The organism is Streptomyces sp. NPDC088732 (assembly GCF_044751205.1).
Taxonomy (GTDB): domain Bacteria; phylum Actinomycetota; class Actinomycetes; order Streptomycetales; family Streptomycetaceae; genus Actinacidiphila.
Genome location: NZ_JBIVLI010000007.1, coordinates 82,496 through 104,908, shown reverse-complemented (window position 1 = coordinate 104,908; position 22,413 = coordinate 82,496). Strand labels below are relative to the sequence as shown.

General features: G+C 73.1%; 19 protein-coding genes. 14 read left to right on the top strand and 5 right to left on the bottom strand.

Annotation, left to right across the window (positions count from 1 at the left end; translation table 11 throughout):
- Window positions 1–140: 140 nt before the first annotated feature.
- The 4 genes from ACIP9H_RS14530 to glgX form a co-directional block, all read right to left on the bottom strand.
- On the bottom strand, window positions 141–2,036 hold the full coding sequence (locus tag ACIP9H_RS14530; protein WP_401580224.1) for an ABC transporter ATP-binding protein: 1,896 nt from the start codon (window positions 2,034–2,036) through the stop codon (window positions 141–143).
- A 55-nt stretch (window positions 2,037–2,091) separates the two neighbouring features.
- On the bottom strand, window positions 2,092–3,906 hold the full coding sequence (locus tag ACIP9H_RS14525; RefSeq protein ID WP_401959252.1) for an ABC transporter ATP-binding protein: 1,815 nt from the start codon (window positions 3,904–3,906) through the stop codon (window positions 2,092–2,094).
- Window positions 3,907–3,940: 34 nt separating this feature from the next.
- Window positions 3,941–5,140: an MFS transporter gene (locus tag ACIP9H_RS14520; RefSeq protein ID WP_401581095.1), complete on the bottom strand. Its 1,200-nt coding sequence runs from the start codon at window positions 5,138–5,140 to the stop codon at window positions 3,941–3,943.
- A 203-nt stretch (window positions 5,141–5,343) separates the two neighbouring features.
- The gene (glgX, locus tag ACIP9H_RS14515) at window positions 5,344–7,620 is read right to left on the bottom strand and encodes a glycogen debranching protein GlgX (protein WP_401580220.1); all 2,277 of its coding nucleotides are present in this window, start codon (window positions 7,618–7,620) and stop codon (window positions 5,344–5,346) included.
- 228 nt (window positions 7,621–7,848) lie between these two features.
- Here glgX and ACIP9H_RS14510 point away from each other — a divergent pair, with 228 nt between their 5' ends.
- The 5 genes from ACIP9H_RS14510 to ACIP9H_RS14490 all read left to right on the top strand — a co-directional run bounded on the left by ACIP9H_RS14510 (window position 7,849) and on the right by ACIP9H_RS14490 (window position 12,994).
- Window positions 7,849–9,015: an Ig-like domain-containing protein gene (locus ACIP9H_RS14510; protein ID WP_401580219.1), complete on the top strand. Its 1,167-nt coding sequence runs from the start codon at window positions 7,849–7,851 to the stop codon at window positions 9,013–9,015.
- Between the two features lie 201 nt (window positions 9,016–9,216).
- A complete protein-coding gene (locus ACIP9H_RS14505; protein WP_401581092.1) occupies window positions 9,217–10,404 on the top strand; it encodes an Ig-like domain-containing protein in 1,188 nt (395 codons plus the stop codon).
- A 67-nt stretch (window positions 10,405–10,471) separates the two neighbouring features.
- On the top strand, window positions 10,472–11,239 hold the full coding sequence (locus ACIP9H_RS14500) for an enoyl-CoA hydratase/isomerase family protein (protein WP_401959249.1): 768 nt from the start codon (window positions 10,472–10,474) through the stop codon (window positions 11,237–11,239).
- A gap of 254 nt (window positions 11,240–11,493) precedes the next feature.
- Window positions 11,494–11,991, top strand: a complete 498-nt coding sequence (locus tag ACIP9H_RS14495; protein ID WP_401580216.1) for an ATP-binding protein — start codon at window positions 11,494–11,496, stop codon at window positions 11,989–11,991.
- Between the two features lie 337 nt (window positions 11,992–12,328).
- Entirely contained in the window at window positions 12,329–12,994 is a 666-nt protein-coding gene (locus ACIP9H_RS14490; protein ID WP_401580214.1) for a hypothetical protein, read from the top strand.
- Window positions 12,995–13,072: 78 nt separating this feature from the next.
- On the opposite strand, the gene ACIP9H_RS14485 is transcribed toward ACIP9H_RS14490, so the two are convergent.
- Complete coding sequence (locus ACIP9H_RS14485; RefSeq protein ID WP_401580212.1) at window positions 13,073–14,710, bottom strand: FAD-dependent oxidoreductase; 1,638 nt, start codon at window positions 14,708–14,710, stop codon at window positions 13,073–13,075.
- Between the two features lie 139 nt (window positions 14,711–14,849).
- Between ACIP9H_RS14485 and ACIP9H_RS14480 the strand changes: the two genes are divergently transcribed.
- The 9 genes from ACIP9H_RS14480 to ACIP9H_RS14440 all read left to right on the top strand — a co-directional run bounded on the left by ACIP9H_RS14480 (window position 14,850) and on the right by ACIP9H_RS14440 (window position 22,411).
- Window positions 14,850–15,962 (top strand): SchA/CurD-like domain-containing protein, encoded by a 1,113-nt coding sequence (locus ACIP9H_RS14480; RefSeq protein ID WP_360909740.1) that lies wholly within the window; start codon window positions 14,850–14,852, stop codon window positions 15,960–15,962.
- An 87-nt stretch (window positions 15,963–16,049) separates the two neighbouring features.
- Complete coding sequence (locus tag ACIP9H_RS14475; protein ID WP_360909738.1) at window positions 16,050–16,541, top strand: cupin domain-containing protein; 492 nt, start codon at window positions 16,050–16,052, stop codon at window positions 16,539–16,541.
- On the top strand, window positions 16,538–17,806 hold the full coding sequence (locus ACIP9H_RS14470; RefSeq protein WP_401580209.1) for a beta-ketoacyl-[acyl-carrier-protein] synthase family protein: 1,269 nt from the start codon (window positions 16,538–16,540) through the stop codon (window positions 17,804–17,806). The genes ACIP9H_RS14475 and ACIP9H_RS14470 overlap by 4 nt, the downstream gene beginning before the upstream one ends.
- A complete protein-coding gene (locus ACIP9H_RS14465; protein WP_401580208.1) occupies window positions 17,803–19,023 on the top strand; it encodes a ketosynthase chain-length factor in 1,221 nt (406 codons plus the stop codon). Before ACIP9H_RS14470 ends, ACIP9H_RS14465 begins: the two co-directional genes overlap by 4 nt.
- 32 nt (window positions 19,024–19,055) lie before the next feature.
- Window positions 19,056–19,313 carry an acyl carrier protein gene (locus ACIP9H_RS14460; protein ID WP_360909732.1) on the top strand — a complete coding sequence of 86 codons (258 nt, stop codon included), beginning with the start codon at window positions 19,056–19,058 and terminating at the stop codon, window positions 19,311–19,313.
- A gap of 3 nt (window positions 19,314–19,316) precedes the next feature.
- Window positions 19,317–19,784 carry an SRPBCC family protein gene (locus ACIP9H_RS14455; RefSeq protein ID WP_360909730.1) on the top strand — a complete coding sequence of 156 codons (468 nt, stop codon included), beginning with the start codon at window positions 19,317–19,319 and terminating at the stop codon, window positions 19,782–19,784.
- Window positions 19,781–20,113, top strand: a complete 333-nt coding sequence (locus ACIP9H_RS14450; RefSeq protein WP_360909728.1) for a TcmI family type II polyketide cyclase — start codon at window positions 19,781–19,783, stop codon at window positions 20,111–20,113. The genes ACIP9H_RS14455 and ACIP9H_RS14450 overlap by 4 nt, the downstream gene beginning before the upstream one ends.
- Before the next feature lies 1 nt (window position 20,114).
- Window positions 20,115–21,830: a carboxyltransferase subunit alpha gene (gene accA, locus ACIP9H_RS14445; RefSeq protein ID WP_401959245.1), complete on the top strand. Its 1,716-nt coding sequence runs from the start codon at window positions 20,115–20,117 to the stop codon at window positions 21,828–21,830.
- The gene (locus ACIP9H_RS14440; protein WP_401959243.1) at window positions 21,827–22,411 is read left to right on the top strand and encodes an acetyl-CoA carboxylase biotin carboxyl carrier protein; all 585 of its coding nucleotides are present in this window, start codon (window positions 21,827–21,829) and stop codon (window positions 22,409–22,411) included. Before accA ends, ACIP9H_RS14440 begins: the two co-directional genes overlap by 4 nt.
- Window positions 22,412–22,413: the final 2 nt, after the last annotated feature.

The following is a 22,413-nucleotide window of genomic DNA, read 5'->3' as shown; positions in this document are numbered from 1 at the left end:
CCGCAGGGCGTGACGGCGTGACCGGGCCCGGTCCGGGGATGGCGCACAATGCCGCACAAAACGGGCATGCCCGGTGCGCGGCCGCCCGAGGACGGTCCCGTGACGCGTCCCCCCGGCGCGGGGCCGGGGGGAGAGCGGTGTCAGACGAGGCTGTCGCGCCAGGCCTGGTGGAGATCGGCGAAGCGGCCCGCCCCGGAGACCAGGTCGGCGGGGGTGCCGTCCTCCACGATCCGGCCCTGGTCCATGACCAGGACGCGGTCGGCGATCTCGACCGTCGACAGACGGTGGGCGATGATCACTGCCGTACGGCCGCGGAGCACCTCGCTCATCGCGCGCTGCACCGCGCGCTCGCCGGGCACGTCCAGCGAGGAGGTGGCCTCGTCGAGGATCAGCACGGCGGGGTCGGCGAGCAGCGCCCGCGCGAAGGCGACCAACTGCCGCTGCCCGGCGGAGATCCGGCCGCCGCGCTTGCGCACGTCGGTGTCGTAGCCGTCCGGGAGGGCGGCGATGAACTCGTGGGCGCCGATGGCGCGGGCGGCGTTCTCGACCTCCTCGCGGGTCGCCTCCGGGCGGCCGATCGCGATGTTCTCGGCGACCGTGCCGGAGAAGAGGAACGCCTCCTGGGTGACCATGACCACGCCGCGGCGCAGGTCAGGCAGCGTCAGGTCGCGCAGGTCCACCCCGTCGAGGGTGACGCGGCCCGAGGTCGGGTCGTAGAAGCGGGCCAGCAGCTTGGCGAGCGTCGACTTGCCGGCGCCGGTCGCCCCCACCACCGCCACCGTCTGCCCCGCGGGCAGCCGCAGGTCGAACCGGGGCAGCACCTCACCGCCGGTGCGGTACGCGAAGCGGACGTCGTCGAAGACGACCTCGCGGCCCGGGATCTCCGCCACCGTGGGCGGCAGCGGCCGCGGTGCCTCCGGCTCGGGCACCGAGGGCCGCTGGGCGAGCAGGCCCGCGATCTTCTCCAGCGAGGCGGCGGCCGACTGGTAGGAGTTGAGGAACATGCCGAGCGGGTCGATCGGCGCGTACAGCCGGCGCAGGTAGAGCACGAACGCCGCGAGCACGCCGAGCTCCAGCGAGCCGGAGGCCACGCGGTAGGCGCCCCACAGGACCACCAGCGCCACCGAGGTGTTGGCGATCAGCCAGGAGGAGACGGTGAAGCGGCCCATCTCCAGGATCGCGTCGCCGTTGGCCTTGCGGTGCGTGGCGTTCAGCTCGCCGAACGCCTCGTCGTTGGCGTGCTCCCGGCGGAACGCCTGCACGGGCCGGATGCCGTTCATCGTCTCGGTGAAGCGCACGATGACCGCGGCGGTCGCGGCCGAGCGCCGTGTGTACACCCGGGCCGAACGGCGGCGGAACGCGCGGATGGTGAACACCAGCGGCACGCCGCTCGCCAGCGTGAACAGGCCCAGCGGCCAGTCCAGCCACAGCAGCACCGCGGAGATGTACAGCACCGACAGCCCGACGTTGAGCAGCTCCTGGAGGCCCTCGGTCAGCAGCTCGCGGATCGACTCCACGTCGGAGGTCGCGCGGGCGATGATCCGGCCGGAGGTGTAGCGCTCGTGGAAGTCCAGGCCCAGCGCCTGGGCGTGCCGGAAGATCCGGCTGCGCAGCTCCACCAGGACGTCCTGGCAGATCACCCCGGCCTTCCGGATGAAGGCGCGCTGGAGCAGCCCGCCCACGACGGCGCAGCCGATGTAGGCCGCGGCCACCGCGATCAGCGGCCCGTGGTCGTGCCGGCGCAGGGCCGGGATCGCCTGGTCGATGGCCAGCGCGACGATCAGCGGGCCCGCCTGCACCGCGGCCTGCTGCACGAGCAGCAGCACGGCCGCGAACCAGACCCGCCCGCGGTGCGGGCCGACGAGATCGCGCAGCAACTGCCGCGACGCCCCGGGGGGCGTCGGCAGGGTGTCCCGGTCGAAGGGGTCGTCGCCGGCGGCCGGTGTGCGGTCCTCGGCGGGCTCACCGGGGCGGGCGGGCGCGCCGGGTTCCCCGGGTTCGCCGGTGGAGGGCTGTGACTCCGTGACCGAGGTCATCGTGCGCTGCTCCCTTGGGATCGGATCGTGCCGCGGCCGGTGCGGGACGGGGTCATCAGGCCGCGCCTCCCCCGGAGGGGACGGTGGCGGGCTCGTCCTGGCCGGACATCAGACGGCGGTACTCCGGGGACGCGGCGAGCAGTTCGTGGTGCGTGCCGATCTCGGTGATCCGGCCGCCGGCCATCAGGGCGACGCGGTCGGCGAGCATCACCGTGGAGGGACGGTGGGCCACGACCAGGGCGGTGGTCGTGGCGAGCACCTGGCGCAGGGCGCCCTCGACGAGGGCCTCGGTGTGCACGTCCAGCGCGGACAGCGGGTCGTCGAGGACGAGGAAGCGCGGCCGCCCGACCACCGCGCGGGCCAGGGCCAGGCGCTGCCGCTGGCCGCCGGACAGGCTCAGGCCCTGCTCGCCGACCTGGGTCTCCACACCGTGCGGCAGCTTGTGGACGAAGTCGCACTGGGCGATCCCCAACGCCCGCAGCAGATCGGCCTCGTCCGCGTCGGGCGCGCCCATCAGGACGTTCTCCCGGACGCTGGCGGAGAAGAGCGTGGGCTCCTCGAAGGCCGTCGCGACGAGGTGGCGCAGCGCCGAGCGGCTCAGCCCGGCGGTGTCGGCGCCGTCCAGGGTGATGCGGCCCCCGGTCGGCTCGTACAGCCGGGGGATCAGCGAGGTGAGCGTGGTCTTGCCGCTGCCCGTGGAGCCGACCAGGGCGACCGTCTCGCCGCTGCGGATGTGCAGGTCGATGCCGGTGAGCAGGTCCGGGGTGCCGTCGGGGGCGTCGGGGTAGCGGAAGCGGACGCCGGAGAAGCGGATGCCGTCGCCGCCGCCGGCCGTCACCTCCGGCCCGGTGCCGCTGCCGGTCTCCGGGGGCAGCTCGGAGTCCAGCACCTCGAAGACGCGGTCGGCGGCGGTGGCCGCCTCGTTGCTGAACGACAGCAGCCAGCCCAGCGACTCCACCGGCCAGCGCAGCGCCAGCGCGGTGGAGAGGAAGGCCACCAGCGTGCCTGCGGACAGCTTGCCGTCGGCCACCTGGGTGGCGCCCAGCACCAGCGCCGCGCCGAGCGCCACGTCCGGCAGGGCCGTGATGACCATCCACAGGTCCGCCAGCAGCCGGGCCTTGCGCAGTTCTGTACCGCGCAGCTCGCGCGACTGGCGGCGGAAGGACTCGGCCTGGCTGCGGTGCCGTCCGAAGGCCTTGATGATGCGGATGCCGAGCACGGACTCCTCGACCAGCGTGGTCAGGTCGCCGACCTGGTCCTGGGCGAGCCGGGAGGCCTGCTGGTAGCGCGCCTCGAAGTACGCGCAGAGGAACACCAGCGGCACGACCGGCCCGAGCAGGATCAGCCCGAGCGACCAGTGCTGGAAGAACAGGATGGCGAAGCCCGCCAGGATCGTCGCGCCGTTGACCGCGAGGAAGACCATGGGGAAGGTCAGGAACATCCGCAGGATCTGCAGGTCGTTGGTGGCGCGCGACAGCAGCTGCCCCGAGCCCCAGCGGTCGTGGAACGCCACCGGAAGCCGCTGGAGCCGGCGGTACAGGTCCGCCCGCATGGTCGCCTCGAGGCCCGCCATCGGCCGGGCCACCAGCCAGCGCCGCACGCCGAAGAGCCCCGCCTCCAGCAGCCCGAGCAGCAGCACGACGCCGCCGCCGAGCCAGACACCGGAGGGGTCGCCGTCGGCGACCGGGCCGTCCACGATCCACTTCAGGACGAGTGGGATGAGCAGCGCGAGGCAGGACGCGACGACGGCCACGCCCGCGGAACCGAACAGCCGGTGGCTGACCGGCTTCACGTACGGCCACAGGCGCAGCAGTGAGCGGACTGCGGATCGAGGACGGTCGGGCGCGGGTTGGATGGTCGACTCAGGCATCGTTTCAGAGACTACGTGCCACCACTGACAACGCTCATCCGGATTTTCGGCCGAGGTCCCGCACGGCGGGCACCGACAGCAGCGCCACGCAGACCCCCACCGTCACCACGCCACCGGCCAGCAGCACCGGACGGGCCCCGAAGAATCCGGCCGCGGGGCCCGCCAGGGCCTGGCCGACGGGCAGCATGGCGACCGACCCCGCGACCTCGTACGCGTGGATCCGGTTGAGGATCTCGCCGGGCACCTGGGTCTGCACGCTGGTGGCCCACATCACACCCCAGAAGGCCCACGACATGCCCGCCGCGAAGACCGCCGCGGCGATCAGCGGCACCGGCAGCGCCAGTCCGACCGACGCGGGGTACAGCGCGGAGCCGAACAGGGCGATCGAGCCGCCGCGCAGGGGCCGCGCCGGCCGCACCCTGATCGCGAGCAGGCCGCCGACCGCGGTGCCCGCTCCCAGCGCCGAGCTGACCAGGCCGTAGGCCTCGGGACCGTGCGCGGGCAGGATCTGGGCGGCGGCCAGCGGGGTGACCGGACCCATGACCATGATCATGAAGACCATCCAGACGACGATCACCGACCACATCCAGGTGCGGGCCCGGAACTCCCGCCACCCCTCGGCGAGATCGGCCCGGAAGGTACTGCGTGCCCGTTTGTCCTCCGTCTCGTGCGCCATCCGCCGGGGGAGCCGGAGCAGGATCAGGCAGACGGCGCTCACGGCGTACGTGCCCGCGTGCGCCGCGAAGACCGCCCCGGCCGAGGCGAACGCCACCAGCAGACCGGCGACCGCCGGACCGGCGAGCGCCATCAGGGACTCCGCGGTGCGGATCACGCCGTTGGCGCCTTGCACGTCCCGGGCCACCTGGGGCACGGTGCTGGCCACGCCTGGCTGGAACATGGCCGCCGCCGTGCCGTTGACCGCGCCGATGACGCACACCTGCCAGAGCACCACATGCCCGGTGAAGAACAGCGCCGAGGCCAGCGACTGGGTCCCCACCCGCACCAGGTCCGCGCCGATCATGAGCGTGCGGGCGCTGAAGCGGTCGGCGATCACACCGCCGAGGATCACCAGGCCCGCGAAGCAGGCGGTGAACGAGGCCATGGCGAAGCCGATGTCGCCGGCGCCGTAGCCGTGTTGGAGCAGCCCGGCCGAGAGCGCGACCGGGAGCATCGAGTCGCCGAGCATCGCGATGCTCCGCGCGGTGAAGTAGAGCCGGAACGGCCGGGACCACAGGCCGCCGCCGTCGGGGGCGACGGCGCGCGTGCGGGCGCCGGTTCGCGGCGGGGAGGGCGGCGGGGGCGGCGGGGGCGGCGGGGGCGGTGGGGCAGCGGTCACGGACGACCAGTGTGGACTGGACCAATTGGCCGAGTCCACCCCCTTCCCGGGGACGGCCGGGCTTCGTTTCCGCGCCGTCCCCCGCTGCGTGCCGGACCTGCTCAGACGACCCGCAGCAGCAGCACCGTCCGCCCCGGCACCGTCAGGACGTCACCGGCCTGGTACGCGGTGCCGGGCGCCTCCGCCTGGTCCTCGCGCGAGGTGTCCAGCAGCAGTTCGTACGCCGCCGCCCACGGCGCGCCCGGCAGGGTGAAGCGCACCGGGCGGTGCGAGGCGTGCAGCACGGCCAGGAAGCTGTCGTCCCGCACCGGCTGCCCCCGCTGGTCGCGGTGCGGGATGTCCGCCCCGGACAGGTACATCCCGAGCGTCGAGGTCGCCTGGTGCCAGTCCCCCTCGGTCATCTCCCGTCCCCGCGGGGTGAACCAGGCCAGGTCCCGCAGCCCGTTGTCGGACTGCGGGCGGCCGGAGAAGAAGGCCCTGCGGCGCAGCACCGGGTGACGCCTGCGCAGCCGCACCAGACGGGTGGTCAGGTCGTGCAGTGCGGCCCAGGCCGGGTCATCCAGCAGCGACCAGTCCATCCAGCCGATCTCGTTGTCCTGGCAGTAGGCGTTGTTGTTGCCGCCCTGGGTGCGCCCCGCCTCGTCGCCGGCGGTGAGCATCGGCACGCCCGTGGACAGCAGCAAGGTGGCGAGCATGTTGCGCAGCTGCCGCCGGCGCAGCGCCGTTACCTGCGGGTCGTCGGTCTCGCCCTCGTGTCCGCAGTTCCAGGAGCGGTTGTCGTTGGTGCCGTCGCGGTTGTCCTCGCCGTTGGCCTCGTTGTGCTTGCTCTCGTAGCTCACCAGGTCGCGCAGGGTGAAGCCGTCGTGCGCGGTGATGAAGTTGACCGAGGCGTACGGGCGGCGGCCGCCCCAGGCGTACAGGTCGCTGGAGCCCGACAACCGGTAGCCGAGGTCGCGGACGTCGTGGTGGGTGCCGCGCCAGAAGTCGCGCACCGTGTCGCGGTAGCGGTCGTTCCACTCCGTCCACAACGGCGGGAAGGCGCCCACCTGGTAGCCGCCGGAGCCGACGTCCCACGGCTCGGCGATCAGTTTGACCCGGCGCAGCACCGGGTCCTGGGCGATGACGGCGAGGAAGGGCGAGAGCATGTCGACGTCGTGCATGGAGCGGGCCAGCGCCGCCGCCAGGTCGAAGCGGAAGCCGTCGACGCCCATCTCGGTGACCCAGTAGCGCAGCGAGTCCGTGATCAGCCGCAGCACCTGCGGCTGCACGACGTGCAGGGTGTTGCCGCAGCCGGTGTAGTCGGCGTAGCGCCGGGCGTCGCCCTGGAGCCGGTAGTAGCCGCGGTTGTCGATGCCCCGCAGCGACAGGGTCGGGCCCAGCTCGCTGCCCTCGGCGGTGTGGTTGTAGACGACGTCGAGGATCACCTCGATGCCCGCGTCGTGCAGCGCGCGCACCATCGCCTTGAACTCGCCGACCTGCTGCCCGCGGCTGCCGGTGGCGGCGTAGCCGGCGTGCGGGGCGAAGTAGCCGACGGAGTTGTAGCCCCAGTAGTTGCGCAGGCCCCGGCGCAACAGGTGGTCCTCGTGCGCGAACTGGTGCACCGGCAGCAGTTCGACCGCCGTCACGCCGAGGCCCGCCAGGTACTCCACCGCCGCGGGGTGCGCCAGCCCCGCGTAGGTGCCGCGCAGCTCGGGCGGGATGCCGGGGTGGCGCATGGTGAAGCCGCGCACGTGCAGCTCGTAGATGACGGAGTCGGCCCAGGGCGTCTTCGGCCGCCGGTCGTCCTCCCAGGAGTCGTCGTCGTCCACCACGACGCCCTTGGGGACGTGCGGGGCCGAGTCGCGGTTGTCGCGCACGGTGTCGGCGACCGCGCGCTCGGGCCAGTCGCGGACGTGCCCGTACACCTCCGGGGGCAGCGTGAAGTCGCCGTCCACGGCGCGCGCGTACGGGTCGAGCAGCAGCTTGGCCGGGTTCCAGCGGGCGCCGGTCCACGGGTCCCAGCGGCCGCCCACGCGGTAGCCGTAGCGCCGGCCCGGCAGGACGCCGGGGACGAAGCCGTGCCAGATCTCATGGGTCAGCTCGGTCAGCGGGACCCTGGTCTCGGCGCCGTCGTCGTCGAACAGGCACAGCTCGACGGACTCGGCGCCGCCCGCCCACAGCGCGAAATTGGTGCCCTGCCGTCCGTCCGGGCCGAGGTGGAAGCGGGCCCCCAGCGGCTGCGGGCTGCCCGGCCAGACCTCCGTCGCCGGCTCCGGCTCGGCGGCAGCCGGATCGGAGTGCGGGCGCGGGAGGGGCACGGACAGGGGAGCGATCGGGGGGCCGACCGGGCGCAGCATGCCGGCCCGCTCGGCCGTATCGTCCTGGCGCGTCTCTGACACGTGCTCGCCTCCTGCGGCTCGGGGGACGGCCGGTCCTGGCCGCGCCGGCCAGGACCGTCGCGGCACGGTGTCCCTCCCGTGCGCGCGCTGCGCCCTCCCGCTTTACTTTCCCGTTCCCCGTACGACGTCACACGCCTGATCGATCGGCGGCGCCGGCGCGTTTCCCCGCGCCCGCCCGCTCGTTGACCCTGCGTGACGACTGCGGTGCGGCGCGCTCTGCGCGCGGGGGTGGGATTGACCGCCGCCATATGGCTGGGTTCGGTGCTGACGGCATGCGGTCTGGGGTTCGCACCCGCGGAGGGCGGCACCGCGGACCACGCGCCGAAGGTGTCCCGGGCCCAGATCCGGATCACGCCCGGTGACGGGGCCCGCGAGGTGCGCCCCGACGATCCGTTCACCGTGGAGGCGGAACGCGGCCGGCTCACCTCCGTGCGGGTCGCCGACGGCGAGGGGACGGCGATCGACGGCGCGCTGAGCGCCGACCGCACCCGCTGGCAGCCGCGCGACCGCCTGGCGCTGTCGGCGAAGTACACCGTGGACGCGGTCGCGGTGGACGGCGACGGCCGGCGCGCCGCCAAGCACGCGGTGTTCACCACCCTCGTGCCCCGGAACACCCTGGTCGGCTACTTCACGCCCGAGGACGGCCAGACGGTGGGCACCGGGATGATCGTGTCCCTGGACTTCAACCGCCCCGTGGCCGACCGCGCGGCCGTCGAGCGCGCGATCTCCGTGACCTCCGTGCCGGCCGTCGACGTCGAGCCGCACTGGTTCGGCGACCAGCGCCTGGACTTCCGGCCCCGCTACCGCTGGCAGCCGGGCACCGAGGTCACCCTCGCGCTGCGGCTGCGCGACGTGGAGGCGGCGCACGAGGTGTACGGGGTGCAGCACAAGGATGTGCGCTTCACCGTCGGCCGCGACCAGACCAGCGTCGTCGACGCGGCCACCCACACCATGACGGTGCGCCGGGCCGGCCAGGTCTTCCGCGTCCTGCCCGTCTCGGCCGGCGCGCCCGACAACCCGACGTACAACGGCGCCATGGTCGTCTCCGAGAAGCTGCGGCTGACCCGGATGAACGGCGACACCGTGGGCTTCGGCGGCGAGTACGACATCCCCGACGTCCCGCACGCCCTGCGCCTGACCCGCTCCGGCACCTTCGTGCACGGCAGTTACTGGGCGCCGCCCGGCACCTTCGGCTCCGCGAACACCAGCCACGGCTGCGTCGGCCTGTACGACGTGAAGGGCGGCGGGGACGCCACCCCGGCGGGCTGGTTCTTCGACCACACCCTGGTCGGGGACACGGTCACGGTGGTCAACTCCCACGACCGGACCGTCGCCCCGGACAACGGTCTGGGCGGCTGGAACCTGTCCTGGCAGCAGTGGCTCGCCGGCGGCTGAACACCCGCCCTGGCAGGGCCCGGTGATCGGGACGGAACGGTGACATTACCGGGACCTGCCGGACCGCTTTCCTGTGGTTGGCTGGCACAAGAGTGAGGGGGACTCACACGGGCACGGCCGGGCATGGGGAGAAGAGAGTTGAAGGCGATACAGGGAGCGCCGGGCGCCAAGCGCAGCACCGTGGCTCTGGCGGTGGGGGCGATGCTGCTGCTCGTGACCGCCTGCGGGGGCAGCGCGAGCGGAGACAGCAAGGACGGCGGCGACAAGGCCGCCAAGCCGGGGGCGTCGGCGTCGGCGGGCGGCGGCACCGGTGACACCACCGAGTCGCAGGCGGTCGTGACGATCGCGCCGGAGGACGGCGCGGACGACGTGGCCACCACGGGCACGCTGAAGGTCACCGCCGGCAAGGGCAAGTTGACCTCGGTCGTGGTGAAGACGGCCAAGGGGGAGCCGGTCGACGGGGAGATATCCGCCGACGGCACGGGCTGGGAGCCCTCGCAGACACTGGGCGCCTCGACCAAGTACACGGTGGACGCGATAGCCAAGGACAGCGCGGGCCGCGAGTCCGCCAAGCACGCGAGCTTCACCACGGTCACCCCGAAGGACACCTTCATCGGCTTCTTCACCCCCGAGGACGGTCAGACGATCGGCACGGGCATGGAGGTCTCCCTCAACTTCAACCGCGCCATCAAGGACAAGAAGGCCGTCGAGAAGGCCATCCAGGTCACCGCGAGCCCGTCCGTCCCCGTTGCCGGCCACTGGTACGGCAACCAGCGCATCGACTTCCGCCCGGAGAAGTACTGGGCGAAGGGCACCAAGATCACGCTCTCCCTGCGGCTGAACGGCGTCGAGGGCGCGGACGGTGTCTACGGCACCCAGGCCAAGGACGTCCACTACACGGTGGGCCGCAGCCAGGTCAGCATCGTGGACGCCGCGAAGCACACCATGAAGGTCTACCGCGACGGCAAGCTGCTGAGGACCGTCCCGATCACCTCCGGCGGCCCCGGCACGACCACCTACAACGGCAAGATGGTCATCACCGAGCGCTACCCGGTCACCCGCATGAACGGGGACACGGTGGGCTACGGCGGCGAGTACGACATCAAGGACGTGCCGCACGCGCAGCGCCTGACCACCTCGGGCACGTTCGTCCACGGCAACTACTGGGCCAGCCCGTCCACCTTCGGCAACGCCAACGTCAGCCACGGCTGCGTCGGTCTGCAGGACGTGCGCGGCGGCAGCAGCAGCAGCCCGTCCGGCTGGTTCTACAACAACTCGATCATCGGTGACGTGGTCGAGGTGAAGAACTCCAAGGACAAGACGGTGCAGTGGTGGAACGGGCTCAACGGCTGGAACATGCCGTGGAGCGAGTGGACCGCCGCGTCCTGACGCCGGGCGCCGTGCCCGTGAGGCACGTCGCAGCGTAAACGGGCGTTCACGGATACCCTCGTCGGCCATGACAGTCAATCTCGAGGTCGACGAGGGTGTCGGCACCATTCGCCTGGACCGCCCCCCGATGAACGCGCTGGACGTCGCGACGCAGGACCGGCTCCGCGAGGTCGCCGAGGAGGCGGCCCGGCGCGACGACGTCCGCGCCGTGGTGGTCTGGGGCGGCGAGAAGGTGTTCGCGGCGGGCGCGGACATCAAGGAAATGCAGGCCATGGACTACGAGGCCATGGCCGTGCGGGCCCGCGCGCTGCAGGACTCCTTCACGGCGGTCGCCCGGATCCCCAAGCCGGTGGTCGCCGCCGTGACGGGGTACGCGCTCGGCGGCGGCTGCGAACTCGCCCTGTGCGCCGACATCCGGATCGCCGGGGAGAACGCCAAGCTCGGCCAGCCGGAGATCCTGCTCGGCCTGATCCCGGGCGCCGGCGGCACCCAGCGGCTGTCCCGGCTGGTCGGGCCGTCCAAGGCCAAGGACCTCATCTTCACCGGCCGCATGGTGGCGGCGGACGAGGCGCTGACGATCGGTCTGGTGGACAAGGTCGTCCCCGCCGACCAGGTGTACGCCGAGGCGCGCGCCTGGGCGGAGCGCCTCGCGCGCGGCCCGGCGCTGGCGCTGCGCGCCGCGAAGGAGGCGGTGGACGCCGGTCTGGAGACCGATCTGGAGACCGGCCTGACGATCGAACGCAACCTTTTCGCGGGCCTGTTCGCCACCGAGGACCGGACGACGGGCATGCGCAGCTTCGTCGAGGAGGGTCCCGGCAAGGCGAAGTTCCGCTAGGGCCCACCCGGTTGAGTGACCGTCGGAACCGGCCCGGTCGCCTTAAGGCAACCTTAAGCAGACCTTAAGGCGACCTGGGCCGGACGGGTGGACGGGCGGCCGTCGGGGCGCGGTTCCCGCAGGTGAAAGGTGTTGCGCGAGATCCATTTTTGCCCTTGACATATGTCAAAACGGCTACACGGAACATCCCATTCCGCCCTGTCAATTCCCCCGATCCGCCCCGAACCGCCGCCCGGGGCGGTCATCATGAGGGCATGGCGGGGCAGCAGGGAGCATCGGAACAGCCGCAGCGGGTGACGATCCCGGCTGCGGGGCGGCCGCCCGCGGCGGCCGACGAACTGGCGGCGACATCCCTCGATCTGGTGGGGAACCCGTCCGTGGACGAGGTGCGGCTCACCTCGCGCCCGGAGTCCGCGGCAACCGCCCGCCGGCTGGCGCTCTCGGTGCTGCGGCTGTGGGGCCTGCCGCAGTTCGACGACGTCGTCGAGTTACTCGTCTCGGAGCTCGTCGGCAACGCCGTGCGGCACACCGGGGCCCGTACCTTCGGTCTGCGCATGCTGCGCCGCCGCGGCTGGATCCGGGTGGAGGTGCGCGACCCGTCCCGGGCGCTGCCCTGCCTGATGCCGGTGCGGGAGATGGATATCAGCGGCCGCGGCCTGTTCCTGGTGGACAAGCTCGCCGACCGCTGGGGCGTGGATCTGCTCCCGCGCGGAAAGACCACTTGGTTCGAAATGCGCGTCATGGAACGTTGAACACAAAGTGAACTTCGCGCCTGCGTTTGCAAGGTCAGTGGCCCACCTCACGCCCACATCGTGAGGTTCGGGGTGGGGAAGGTCGTATAGTTGTGCGTAACGACCCCATTGACCCGGCTCGGTCGTTCCAGGACGTCTTGGATCACACCCCCTGGTTCCATGACGAATGAGAGGCCCCCGCCTCGCCGAACAACGGCGCGCAGGGGGCCTCTTTTTACGGGCGGCACGGGGTCGGTTGCACCGGCCGCCGTCGCGGCGGGGGCGCGGATCGCGCGGACACGCCGACGATCGGGTGAGCATCCCCGTCCCCGGGGCGGACCGGGGTGATCGTGAGCATATGATCACATTGCGTATGCTGCGCCGGCTGAGCGCCGCCGCGCTTCCGCTGGGCGTCCTCGCCCTCCCGCTGTGCGCCACCGCCGATGCCGTCGCCCCCGGGCTCGCCGACACCGCCGAGTGGTGCCCCCTCGTCCCCGACCGGCTCTACGCGGCGGCGGACCCCGGCGTGGACCTCGCCAGGATGCGGCCCGGCGAGCCCGCCTGGCGCGCCAACTGCCTCGCCCTGTACCGCTCGGACGACCGGCCGCCCGCGGTCGTCTTCAAGGAGGGCCTGCGCCCGGCCGACACGCACGGCCAGTACGACCTGCGGTCCTACGTCCAGCGCGACCAGCCCGCGCCCTACGTCGCCGCGACGTACGACCCCGAGGCCTACCGCCGGCAGGGCGCGGCCTACCACTACTGGATCGACGCCCCCGGCGGCATCGACGTCAACGCCACCGTCGGCACCCGCACCGTCCGCGCGCCGCAGACGGCCGTCGCCTTCCCCGGCGGCATCGCCCGGCAGTTCGTCGTCAAGGGCTGCCCGGTGGACCCCGCGACCCGGACCGAGATCACCGCGCAGTGCGTGGCCAACCCCTTCTACGCCCCCTGGCGCGGCTGGCCCGCCCCCGCCTGGACCGGGGTGCCGGAGCCCGGCGAGGGCGGCCGGCCCACGGCGCCGTGACGGAGGAAGAACGCGGGCCCCGCGGGGGGCCGGGACACAGGGTCCCGGCCCCCCGCGGGGCCCTTGTCCGACGGGCGGTCAGCCGCGCCGCAGCACCGTCGTGAGCACCCCGGCCAGGGTGGCCCCGGGGTCGTCCACGGCGTCCTCGGAGCGCCACGCGACGAAGCCGTCCGGGCGGACCATGATCGCGCCCCGCGCCGACATGCCGTGCAGGGCGGCCCAGTCCGTGTCGCCCTCGGGGGTCAGGTCGGCGTCGGCGGAGCCGCCGAGGCGGTACGCGTCCAGCGGCACGCCGAGGCGCGCGCCGGCCGTGCGGGCGGCCTCGTGCCACGCCCTGCCCTCGGTGCCGTCGCCGCAGAGCAGCACCATGGAGCGCTCGTACAGGTCCAGTGTCGAGCGCCGCTCGCCGTCCCGGGTCGTCGCCCACAGGTGCGGGGCGCGCCCGCCGGGCTCGGCGACCGGACGGAAGTCCTCCGGGACCACCGGGCGGCCCGCCTCGCCGCCGAGGAACGCGCCCTCGGGGTAGCGGTAGCCGAGGGCGACCACGAGGACGCCCTTCTGCGGTCCGCCGCCGGCCGGCGGGGCGTACCCGGGGTGGGCGTGCTCGGCGGAACGGGCCGAGGCCCGCTCGCTGGTCGCCACCGCGACCGGGCGGCGCTCGGCCTCGTAGGTCTCCAGCAGCCCGGGACCGGCCCAGCCGTCGACGACCGCCGCGAGCTTCCACGCCAGGTTGTGGGCGTCCTGGATACCGGTGTTGGAGCCGAAGGCGCCGGTCGGGGACATCTCGTGGGCGGAGTCGCCGGCGAGCAGCACCCGGCCGCGGCCGTAGGAGTCCGCGACGCGCTCGGCGGCCCGCCAGGGCGCGCGCCCGGTGATCTCGATCTCCAGGTCGGGCACGCCCACCGCGGTGCGGATGTGGGCGATGAGCCGCTGGTCGGTGAAGTCCTCGATCTTCTCGCCGTGTTCGGGGTGCCAGGGGGCGTGGAAGACCCAGTTCTCCTGGTTGTCGACGGGCAGCAGCACCCCGTCGGCCTCGGGGTTGGTCAGGTAGCAGGCGATGAAGTACCGGTCGCCGACGGCGTCGGCCAGGCGCTTGGCCCGGAACGTGGCGCTGATGTTGGCGAACAGGTCGCCCCGGCCGCTGTGGCCGATGCCCAGCCGCTCGCGGATCGGGCTGCGCGGGCCGTCGGCGGCGACCAGGTAGTCCGCCCGCACCGTGCGGCGCGCGCCGGTCTCCCGGTCCAGCAGCTCCGCGGTGACGCCGCTGCCGTCCTGCTCGAACGAGAGCATCTCGGTGCTGAAGGCGAGGTCGCCGCCCAGCTCGCGGGCGTACGTCAGCAGCACCGGCTCCAGGTCGTTCTGGCTGCACAGGCACCAGCCGCTGGGGCTGATCCCGGCGAGCCGGCCGCCCGGGTCGATCTCGCGGAACAGCCACTCGGCGTTGGCCGAGGTCAGCGACTCGGCCTGGAGGATGCCGTGGTTGTCGGCGAGGACCGAGGCCGCCTGCCGGATCTTCTGCTCGGCGCCCGCGGTGCGGAACACCTCCATGGTCCGCAGGTTGTTGCCGCGGCCGCGGGGGTGGATGGACGTTCCCGGGTGCTTCTCGACGAGAAGGTGCCGGATGCCGAGCCGGCCCAGGAAGACGGAAGTGGAGAGCCCTACGAGGGAGCCTCCAACGATGAGGACCGGGACCCGGTCTTCGGCCTGTGGAGTCATAGCTCCCTTGATGCCCGATAACGGAGCGTATTTACGCCCGTCACCCAATCGGATCACATATCTCGCACCGGTTGGGCCACCACAGCACGATCAATGGACGACGGACCTCGGGGTTGCTCGCTCTCGAAAGAGGTGGAATATGACACCCCTGGCCGAAAAGGTCTCGCAGTCCGCGCTCGATGGCACCCGCCTGCGCGTCGTCCTCATGCTGGATGTCGAGGACGGTGCCGAGCAGCGGTTTCTTGACGCGTATGACCAAATGTGCCGCCATGTCGCCGCCGTGCCCGGGCACGTCAGCGACCAGCTTTGCCAGTCGATCGAGAATCCCTCGCAATGGCTGATCACCAGTGAGTGGGACAGTGCGCTGCACTTCCTCGCATGGGTGGACAGCCCGACCCATCTGGAGATGGTGCAGCCGATGCACGGCTGCGTGAAGGACACCCGCTCGCTGCGCTTCGGCGTGCTGCGGGAGACCCGTACCTCGTACGAGCCGGGTCTCCTGCAGTCGGTGCCGAGGGTCGGCGACGGGCTGAACCGACACGCCATCACCTTCACCGTGAAGCCCGGCAGCGAGTCGGTCGTCGCCGACATCCTCGCCGGCTACACCTCACCGCAGGCGCAGGTCGACGAGACCACGCGGCTGCACCGCACCTCGCTGTTCATGCACGGCAACCGTGTCGTGCGTGCGGTGGAGGTGGAGGGCGACCTGATCCGGGCGCTGCGCCACGTGGCGCGGCAGCCGGAGGTGCAGGAGGTCGAGGAGGCCATCAACCCCTACCTCGAGGCACACCGCGACCTCAGCGACCCCAGTTCCGCACGGGAGTTCTTCGCCCGCGCGGCACTGCCGGCCGTGCACCACGTAGCCAAGGGCGCCGACCGGCCGGAGACCCTGCGCCGGCACGCCCTGTTCTACCCCGCCAAGGACGGCTGCGGGCCCTCCGTCGCCAAGATGCTGGCCGCGCAGGACGAGCAGGCGGTCGAGGACCAGAAGGGCCCGCTCGCGCGGAGCACCGTGTACCTGCGCGAGGACATCGTCGTCCGCCTGATCGACCTGCGCATGCCGGTCGAGGAGGCACCCCTGATCGCGGTCGGGGCCGCCGGCCGGCACAAGGCGAGCGTGCTCGCCCGGCTGCTGGACGTCGGGCCCGACCTGGACGTCTCGAGCGACCTGGGTCTCAAGCGGTTCCTCAACGAGTGCGACATGCGGATGCTCACCGACCGGCGAGCCCCCGCGAACGCGCCCGCGTCCTGAACCACCCCCCACACCCGCCACCGCAACCGGCAGGTACCGGCCGGCCCCGGGTACGCCCCGGGGCCGGCCCGGCCGGAGGAGAGAAGCATGGATGACCTGCTGACGAACGACCGGAGCAACCGGGACGTTCCGTTCACCCCGACGATCGTGAATCTCGGCGACACCGCGCCCAACCGCCGTCGCGGCGGCGACCTGCGGGCGATGCTCACCCCGACCGCGGTCGGCGCCACCAGCGGTTTCATGGGCGTGGCGCTCGTGCAGCCCGGCGAGCGGATCGGTGAGCACTACCACCCGTACTCGGAGGAGTTCGTGTACGTGGAGTGCGGCTCACTGGAGGTCGACCTGGACGGGGAGCCGTGCCCGCTCCGGCCCGAGCAGGGCCTGATGATCCCCCCGTACGTCCGGCACCGGTTCCGCAACGTCGGCAGCACCGAGGCCCGGCTCGTCTTCCACCTCGGCCCGCTCGCCCCGCGCCCCGAACTCGGGCACGTGGACACCGAGGTCACGGAGGGCACCGAGCCCGCCTGGACCGCTGCGGCCGACCAGGGCCGCGATACCCACCAGGGCCCGGCGTCATGACCCGCCGGGTGGCGGTCACCGGGGCAGGTGTCGTCGCCCCCGGCGGTGTCGGGGTCCCCGCGTTCTGGGAGCTGCTGACCGCCGGCCGTACGGCGACCCGCGGGATCACGCTCTTCGACGCGACGGGTTTCCGGTCCCGCATAGCCGCCGAGGTCGACTTCGACCCCGCGGCCTGCGGACTGAGCCCCAAGGACACCGAACGCGCCGACCGGTACGTGCAGTTCGCGCTCGTCGCGGCCGCCGAGGCACTGCGCGACGCCGGACTGGACCTGGACGACGAGGACCCGTGGCGCGTCGGGGTGTCGCTCGGCACCGCCGTCGGCGGCACCACCCGGCTCGAACACGACTACATACGCGTCAGCGCCTCCGGCGCCCGCTGGGACGTCGACCCCGCCAAGGCCGGCGCCCACCTCCACCGGGCGTTCGCACCCAGCGCGCTCGCCTCCGAGATAGCCGAGCGGCACGGCGCCCGCGGGCCCGTGCAGACCGTCTCCACCGGCTGCACCTCGGGCCTGGACGCGGTCGGCTACGCCTTCCACACCATCGAGGAGGGACGCGCCGACATCGTCATCGCCGGCGCCTCGGACTCCCCGATATCCCCGATCACGGTGGCCTGCTTCGACGCCATCAAGGCCACGTCGCCCAACAACGACGACCCGGCCCACGCCTCGCGGCCCTTCGACGCCCGACGCGACGGCTTCGTCATGGGCGAGGGCGGCGCCGTCCTCATCCTGGAGGACCTGGAGCACGCCCGGGCCCGCGGGGCCCGTATCTACTGCGAGATCGGCGGCTACGCCACCTACGGCAACGCCTACCACATGACCGGTCTCACCACCGAGGGCCTGGAGATGTCCGAGGCCATCGACCGCGCCCTGGACCACGCGCGGCTCGACCGCCGGGACGTGGACTACGTCAACGCCCACGGCTCCGGCACCAAGCAGAACGACCGCCACGAGACCGCCGCGGTCAAGCGCTCGCTGGGCGAGCACGCCTACTCCACGCCCATGAGCTCCATCAAGTCCATGGTCGGCCACTCCCTCGGTGCCATTGGCGCGATCGAACTCGCCGCCTGCACCCTCGCCCTCGCCCACGGCGTGGTCCCGCCGACGGCCAACTACGAGACCCCGGACCCCGAGTGCGACCTGGACTACGTCCCGCGCACCGCCCGCGAACTCAAGCTGCGCACCGTGCTGTCCGTCGGCAGCGGTTTCGGTGGCTTCCAGTCCGCGGTGGTCCTCAACCGACCGGAGGGGAGCCAGCGATGAGCACGCAAGCGGTGGTCACCGGCATCGGCGTGGTCGCGCCGAACGGCATCGGTGCCGACGCCTTCTGGAAGGCCACCCAGGAGGGCGTCGCCGTTCTCGACTCGGTCAGCCGCGAGGGCTGCCAGGACCTTCCGCTGCGCGTCGCCGGGGAAGTGCGCGGCTTCGACGTCTCCGCGGTCGTCGAGGAGCGCTACACCGTCCAGACCGACCGGTTCACCCACTTCGCGATGGCCGCGGCCGACCAGGCGGTGGCCGACTCCGGCCTGCGCCCGGACGAGGGCGCCCCGTTCGACATCGGTGTGGTGACCGCGGCCTGCTCCGGCGGCGGCGAGTTCGGCCAGCGCGAACTCCAGCACCTGTGGGGGAAGGGGCCGAGCTTCGTCGGCCCCTACCAGTCCATCGCGTGGTTCTACGCGGCGAGCACCGGCCAGATCTCCATCCGCGGCGGCTTCAAGGGCCCCTGCGGCGTCGTCGCCAGCGACGAGGCCGGCGGCCTGGACGCCATCGCGCACGCCTGCCGCAACATCACCCGCGGCACCGGCACCCGGGCCGTCGTCGTCGGCGCCGCCGAGGCACCGCTGGCGCCGTACTCCGGCGTGTGCCAGCTCGGCTACGAGGAACTCAGCCTCGAGTCCGAGCCCGACCGGGCCTACCTGCCCTTCACCGACCGCGCCCGCGGCTTCGCCCCCGCCGAGGGCGGGGCCATGCTCGTCGTCGAGGACGCCGAGCACGCCGCCCGCCGCGGCGCCGAGGTCCGGGCCGTCATCGCCGGGCACGGCGCCACCTTCACCGGGGCCTCCCAGTGGGAGAGGTCCCGCGAGGGCCTGGCCAGGGCGATCCAGGAAGCCCTCACCGAGGCGCGGTGCGCGCCCGAGGAGATCGACGTCGTCTTCGCCGACGCGCTCGGCACCGTCGAGGCCGACCGGGCCGAGGCGCTGGCGCTCGGCGACGCCCTCGGGCCCTGGGCCGCCCGCGTCCCCGTCACCGCCCCCAAGACCGGTACCGGCCGCGCCTACTGCGGCGCCCCGGTGCTCGACGTGGCCGCCGCCGTGCTCGCCCTGCGGCACGGGGTGGTCCCCCCGACCCCCAACGTGACCGACATCTGCCACGACCTCGATCTGGTCACCGGCCGGCCCCGCCCGGCGGACCTGCGCACCGCGCTGGTCCTCAGCCGCGGCCTCATGGGCTCCAACTCGGCCCTCGTGGTCCGGGCTTGAGGCCCGTCCCGTCCATCCAAGGAGAGTGCTCCATGTCCAAGGAACTCACGTACGGCGAACTCGCCGCTCTGATGAAGTCCAGCGCGGGCATCACCGTGGAACCGACCATGCTGGCCGGTCACCCCGACACGCCCTTCGCCGAGTACGGCCTGGACTCGCTCGGCCTGCTGGGAATCGTCGGCGCCCTGGAGAACGACCGGGGCGTGTCGATCGCCGGCGACGCCGATTCGTGCAAGACCCCCGGCGCCTTCATGGACGTCGTCAACCACTCACTCAAGGCAGGAGTCTGATTCATGCCCGGCCACACCGAGAACGAGATCACCATCCCCGCCCCGCTCGACCTCGTCTGGGACATCACCAACGACGTGGAGGACTGGCCGCAGCTCTTCAGCGAGTACGCCTCCGCGGAGATCGTCGAGCGCGACGGCGACCGGGTCGTCTTCCGCCTGACGATGCACCCCGACGAGAACGGGCAGGTCTGGAGCTGGGTCTCCGAGCGCACCGCGGACCGCGCCTCGCGCACGGTGCGCGCGCACCGGGTCGAGACCGGACCGTTCCAGTACATGGACATCCACTGGTCGTACCAGGACACCCCCGAGGGCGTCCGGATGCGCTGGGTCCAGGACTTCTCCATGAAGCCCGGCGCGCCGCTGGACGACGAGGCGATGACCAACCGCATCAACGAGAACTCCAAGGTCCAGCTGGAGCTGATCCGCGAGCGCATCGTCAAGCGGCACCGGGACGGCGAGGGGCGCGCATGAGCACCTACCGCTCGCTCATCGTGGCCCGGATCAAGCCGGGCGTGGAGGACCAGGTCGCCGGGGTGTTCGCCGACTCGGACCAGGGCGAACTCCCCGGTCTGATCGGGGTCACCGGGCGCAGCCTCTTCCAGTTCGGCGACGTCTACCTCCACCTGGTCGAGGCCGACCGGCCGCCCGGCCCGGAGGTCGCCCGGTACAAGGACCACCCCGCCTTCCGCGACATCAGCGAGCGGCTGTCGTCCTACGTGCTGCCGTACAACCCCGAGACCTGGCGCGAGCCCAAGGACGCCATGGCCCGGGAGTTCTACCGCTGGGAGCGGAGCGGCTGACATGGCCGCCATCGAGCCGGAGTGGGTGCGCTGCGAACGCTGCGAGGCGCTCGTCTACACCAAGCGCTACGCCCGCATGCTGCGCGTCTGCCCGCACTGCGGCGCGCACGGCCGGCTCACCGCCCGTCAGCGGCTGGAGCAGCTGCTGGACCCGGGCTCGCAGGCGCCGCTCGTCCCCGAGGGTGGCGAGCGGCCGCCTGCGCACGACCCCCTGGAGTTCACCGACACCCGGCCCTACGCGCAGCGGCTGCGGGACGCCCGCGAGACCACCGGCCTGGACGAGGCCGTGCTGTGCGTGCGCGGCACGATCGGCGGCCGGCCGGTGATCGCGGCCGTCATGGACTTCCGCTTCCTGGGCGGCAGTCTGGGCCTCGGTGTCGGCGCGCGGATCACCGCCGCCGCCCGGACCGGACTGCGCCATCGCGTCCCCCTGCTGCTGGTCACCGCCTCCGGCGGGGCCCGGATGCAGGAGGGCGCGCTGTCCCTGATGGAGATGGCGGCGACCGCGCAGGCCCTCGCCGAACTCGACGAGGCCGGCGTCCTGGTGCTCTCCGTCGTCACCGACCCCACCTACGGCGGTGTCGCCGCCTCGTACGCCACCCTCGCCGACGTCGTCCTCGCCGAACCCGGCGCCCGCCTCGGCTTCGCCGGGCCCCGGGTCGTGCAGCAGACCACCGGGCGGCAGTTGCCCGAGGGCTTCCAGACCGCCGAGTTCCTGCTCGCGCACGGTCTCGTCGACGACGTCGTGCCGCGTGCCGCCCTGCGCGGCGCGCTCACCCGGCTGCTCGGGATGCGCCCCGGAGCGCCGCACCGGGCGGCCGCGCCCCGCGCGCCGGTGACCGTCGTCCGCGACGTGGACGCCCTGCCCGAACGCGACGCCTGGCAGGCCGTGCGGCTGGCCCGGCACCCCCGCCGGCCGACCGCCGCCGACTACGCGGCGCACCTGCTGGAGGACTTCCACGAACTGCACGGCGACCGGCTCGGTGCCGACTGCCCGGCCGTCATCGGCGGACCCGGCCTGCTCGACGGACACCCGGTCATGCTGATCGGCCACCACAAGGGCGGCCCCACACCCGCCGGCCGCCGCCGGCGGCACTTCGGCATGGCGAGCCCGGCCGGCCACCGCAAGGCCGCCCGCCTGATGCGCACCGCCGCCAAGCTCGGCATGCCGGTGATCACCCTGATCGACACCCCGGGCGCCGACCCCGGGCCGGAGGCCGAGAGCGGCGGCCAGGCACTCGCCATCGCCGAGAACCTGCGGCTGATGTCCCGGCTGCCGGTGCCCGTGGTCGCGGTCGTCACCGGCGAGGGCGGCAGCGGCGGCGCCCTCGCGCTGGGCGTCGCCGACCGCGTGCTGGTCAGCGCCAACGGCATCTACTCCGTCATCAGCCCGGAGGGCTGCGCCGCGATCCTGTGGAAGGACCCGGGGGCCGCGCCCCTGGCCGCGGCCGCGCTGCGGCTGCACGCCCGCGACCTGCTGCGGCTGGGCATCGTGGACGGTGTCGTCCCCGAGCCGCCGGAGGGCGCCCACGCGGACCACGCGGCCGCCGCCGCACACGTCGGCGGCGCGCTCTCGGCCGCCCTGGACGAACTGCGCGCGCTGGAGCCCGAGCGGCTGCTGGCCGAACGCCGCGATCGCTACCACCAGTTCCACCGGCTCTCAGGGTCCCCCGGATTGCACCGTTCCGGACGACTGGAGGAGGAGGCAGCACCATGACGCTCCACGGCGACAACAAGTTGCCCGCCCACGCCGCCGGCGTGGGCCGGAACCTCAACGGATCGGCCCCCACCGCGCAGCCGGCGCACCCGGTGCTCGACGCCGTGTGCCGCAGCGCGACCGAACTGGCCACGTCGGTCCCCACCCCGCCACGGCGCATCCGGCTGCGGCACGGTCAGACCTCGGTCGAGATCGAGTGGCCGGAACCCCGGGACCACGAGCGGCCCGAGGAGGCCGGCCCGGCGCCGCGGATCACCGCGGAGGAGCCCCCGCGGGAGTCCGCGGCGCGGCCCGAGGAGCCCGGCGAGCCGGTGGCCGGGGTCCCGCACCACATCTGCGCCCCCACCGTGGGCACCTTCTACCGCGCCCAGGAACCCGGCGGCGCGCCCTACGTCCGGGTCGGCGACCTCGTCGCCCCCGGTCAGCCGGTGGGCGTCCTGGAGGTCATGAAGATGCTCAGCACCGTCGAGTCGGACGTTGCCGGCCGGGTCGTCGAGATCGTCGTCGGGGACGCGCAGCCCGTGGAGTTCGACCAGCCGCTCATCGCCGTGGAGCCGGCCGCGGACCCCGGAGGGGATTGACA

Bases quoted from the DNA above. Each gene is read 5' to 3' on its own strand.
- ACIP9H_RS14505 (WP_401581092.1), top strand. From the start codon at position 9,217: ATGCTGCTGCTCGTGACCGCCTGCGGGGGCAGCGCGAGCGGAGACAGC.
- ACIP9H_RS14525 (WP_401959252.1), bottom strand. From the start codon at position 3,906: ATGCCTGAGTCGACCATCCAACCCGCGCCCGACCGTCCTCGATCCGCA.
- ACIP9H_RS14440 (WP_401959243.1), top strand. From the start codon at position 21,827: ATGACGCTCCACGGCGACAACAAGTTGCCCGCCCACGCCGCCGGCGTG.
- ACIP9H_RS14455 (WP_360909730.1), top strand. From the start codon at position 19,317: ATGCCCGGCCACACCGAGAACGAGATCACCATCCCCGCCCCGCTCGAC.
- ACIP9H_RS14530 (WP_401580224.1), bottom strand. From the start codon at position 2,036: ATGACCTCGGTCACGGAGTCACAGCCCTCCACCGGCGAACCCGGGGAA.
- ACIP9H_RS14480 (WP_360909740.1), top strand. From the start codon at position 14,850: ATGACACCCCTGGCCGAAAAGGTCTCGCAGTCCGCGCTCGATGGCACC.
- ACIP9H_RS14490 (WP_401580214.1), top strand. From the start codon at position 12,329: ATGATCACATTGCGTATGCTGCGCCGGCTGAGCGCCGCCGCGCTTCCG.
- ACIP9H_RS14450 (WP_360909728.1), top strand. From the start codon at position 19,781: ATGAGCACCTACCGCTCGCTCATCGTGGCCCGGATCAAGCCGGGCGTG.
- ACIP9H_RS14475 (WP_360909738.1), top strand. From the start codon at position 16,050: ATGGATGACCTGCTGACGAACGACCGGAGCAACCGGGACGTTCCGTTC.
- ACIP9H_RS14470 (WP_401580209.1), top strand. From the start codon at position 16,538: ATGACCCGCCGGGTGGCGGTCACCGGGGCAGGTGTCGTCGCCCCCGGC.
- ACIP9H_RS14500 (WP_401959249.1), top strand. From the start codon at position 10,472: ATGACAGTCAATCTCGAGGTCGACGAGGGTGTCGGCACCATTCGCCTG.
- ACIP9H_RS14485 (WP_401580212.1), bottom strand. From the start codon at position 14,710: ATGACTCCACAGGCCGAAGACCGGGTCCCGGTCCTCATCGTTGGAGGC.
- ACIP9H_RS14495 (WP_401580216.1), top strand. From the start codon at position 11,494: ATGGCGGGGCAGCAGGGAGCATCGGAACAGCCGCAGCGGGTGACGATC.
- accA (WP_401959245.1), top strand. From the start codon at position 20,115: ATGGCCGCCATCGAGCCGGAGTGGGTGCGCTGCGAACGCTGCGAGGCG.
- ACIP9H_RS14465 (WP_401580208.1), top strand. From the start codon at position 17,803: ATGAGCACGCAAGCGGTGGTCACCGGCATCGGCGTGGTCGCGCCGAAC.
- ACIP9H_RS14460 (WP_360909732.1), top strand. From the start codon at position 19,056: ATGTCCAAGGAACTCACGTACGGCGAACTCGCCGCTCTGATGAAGTCC.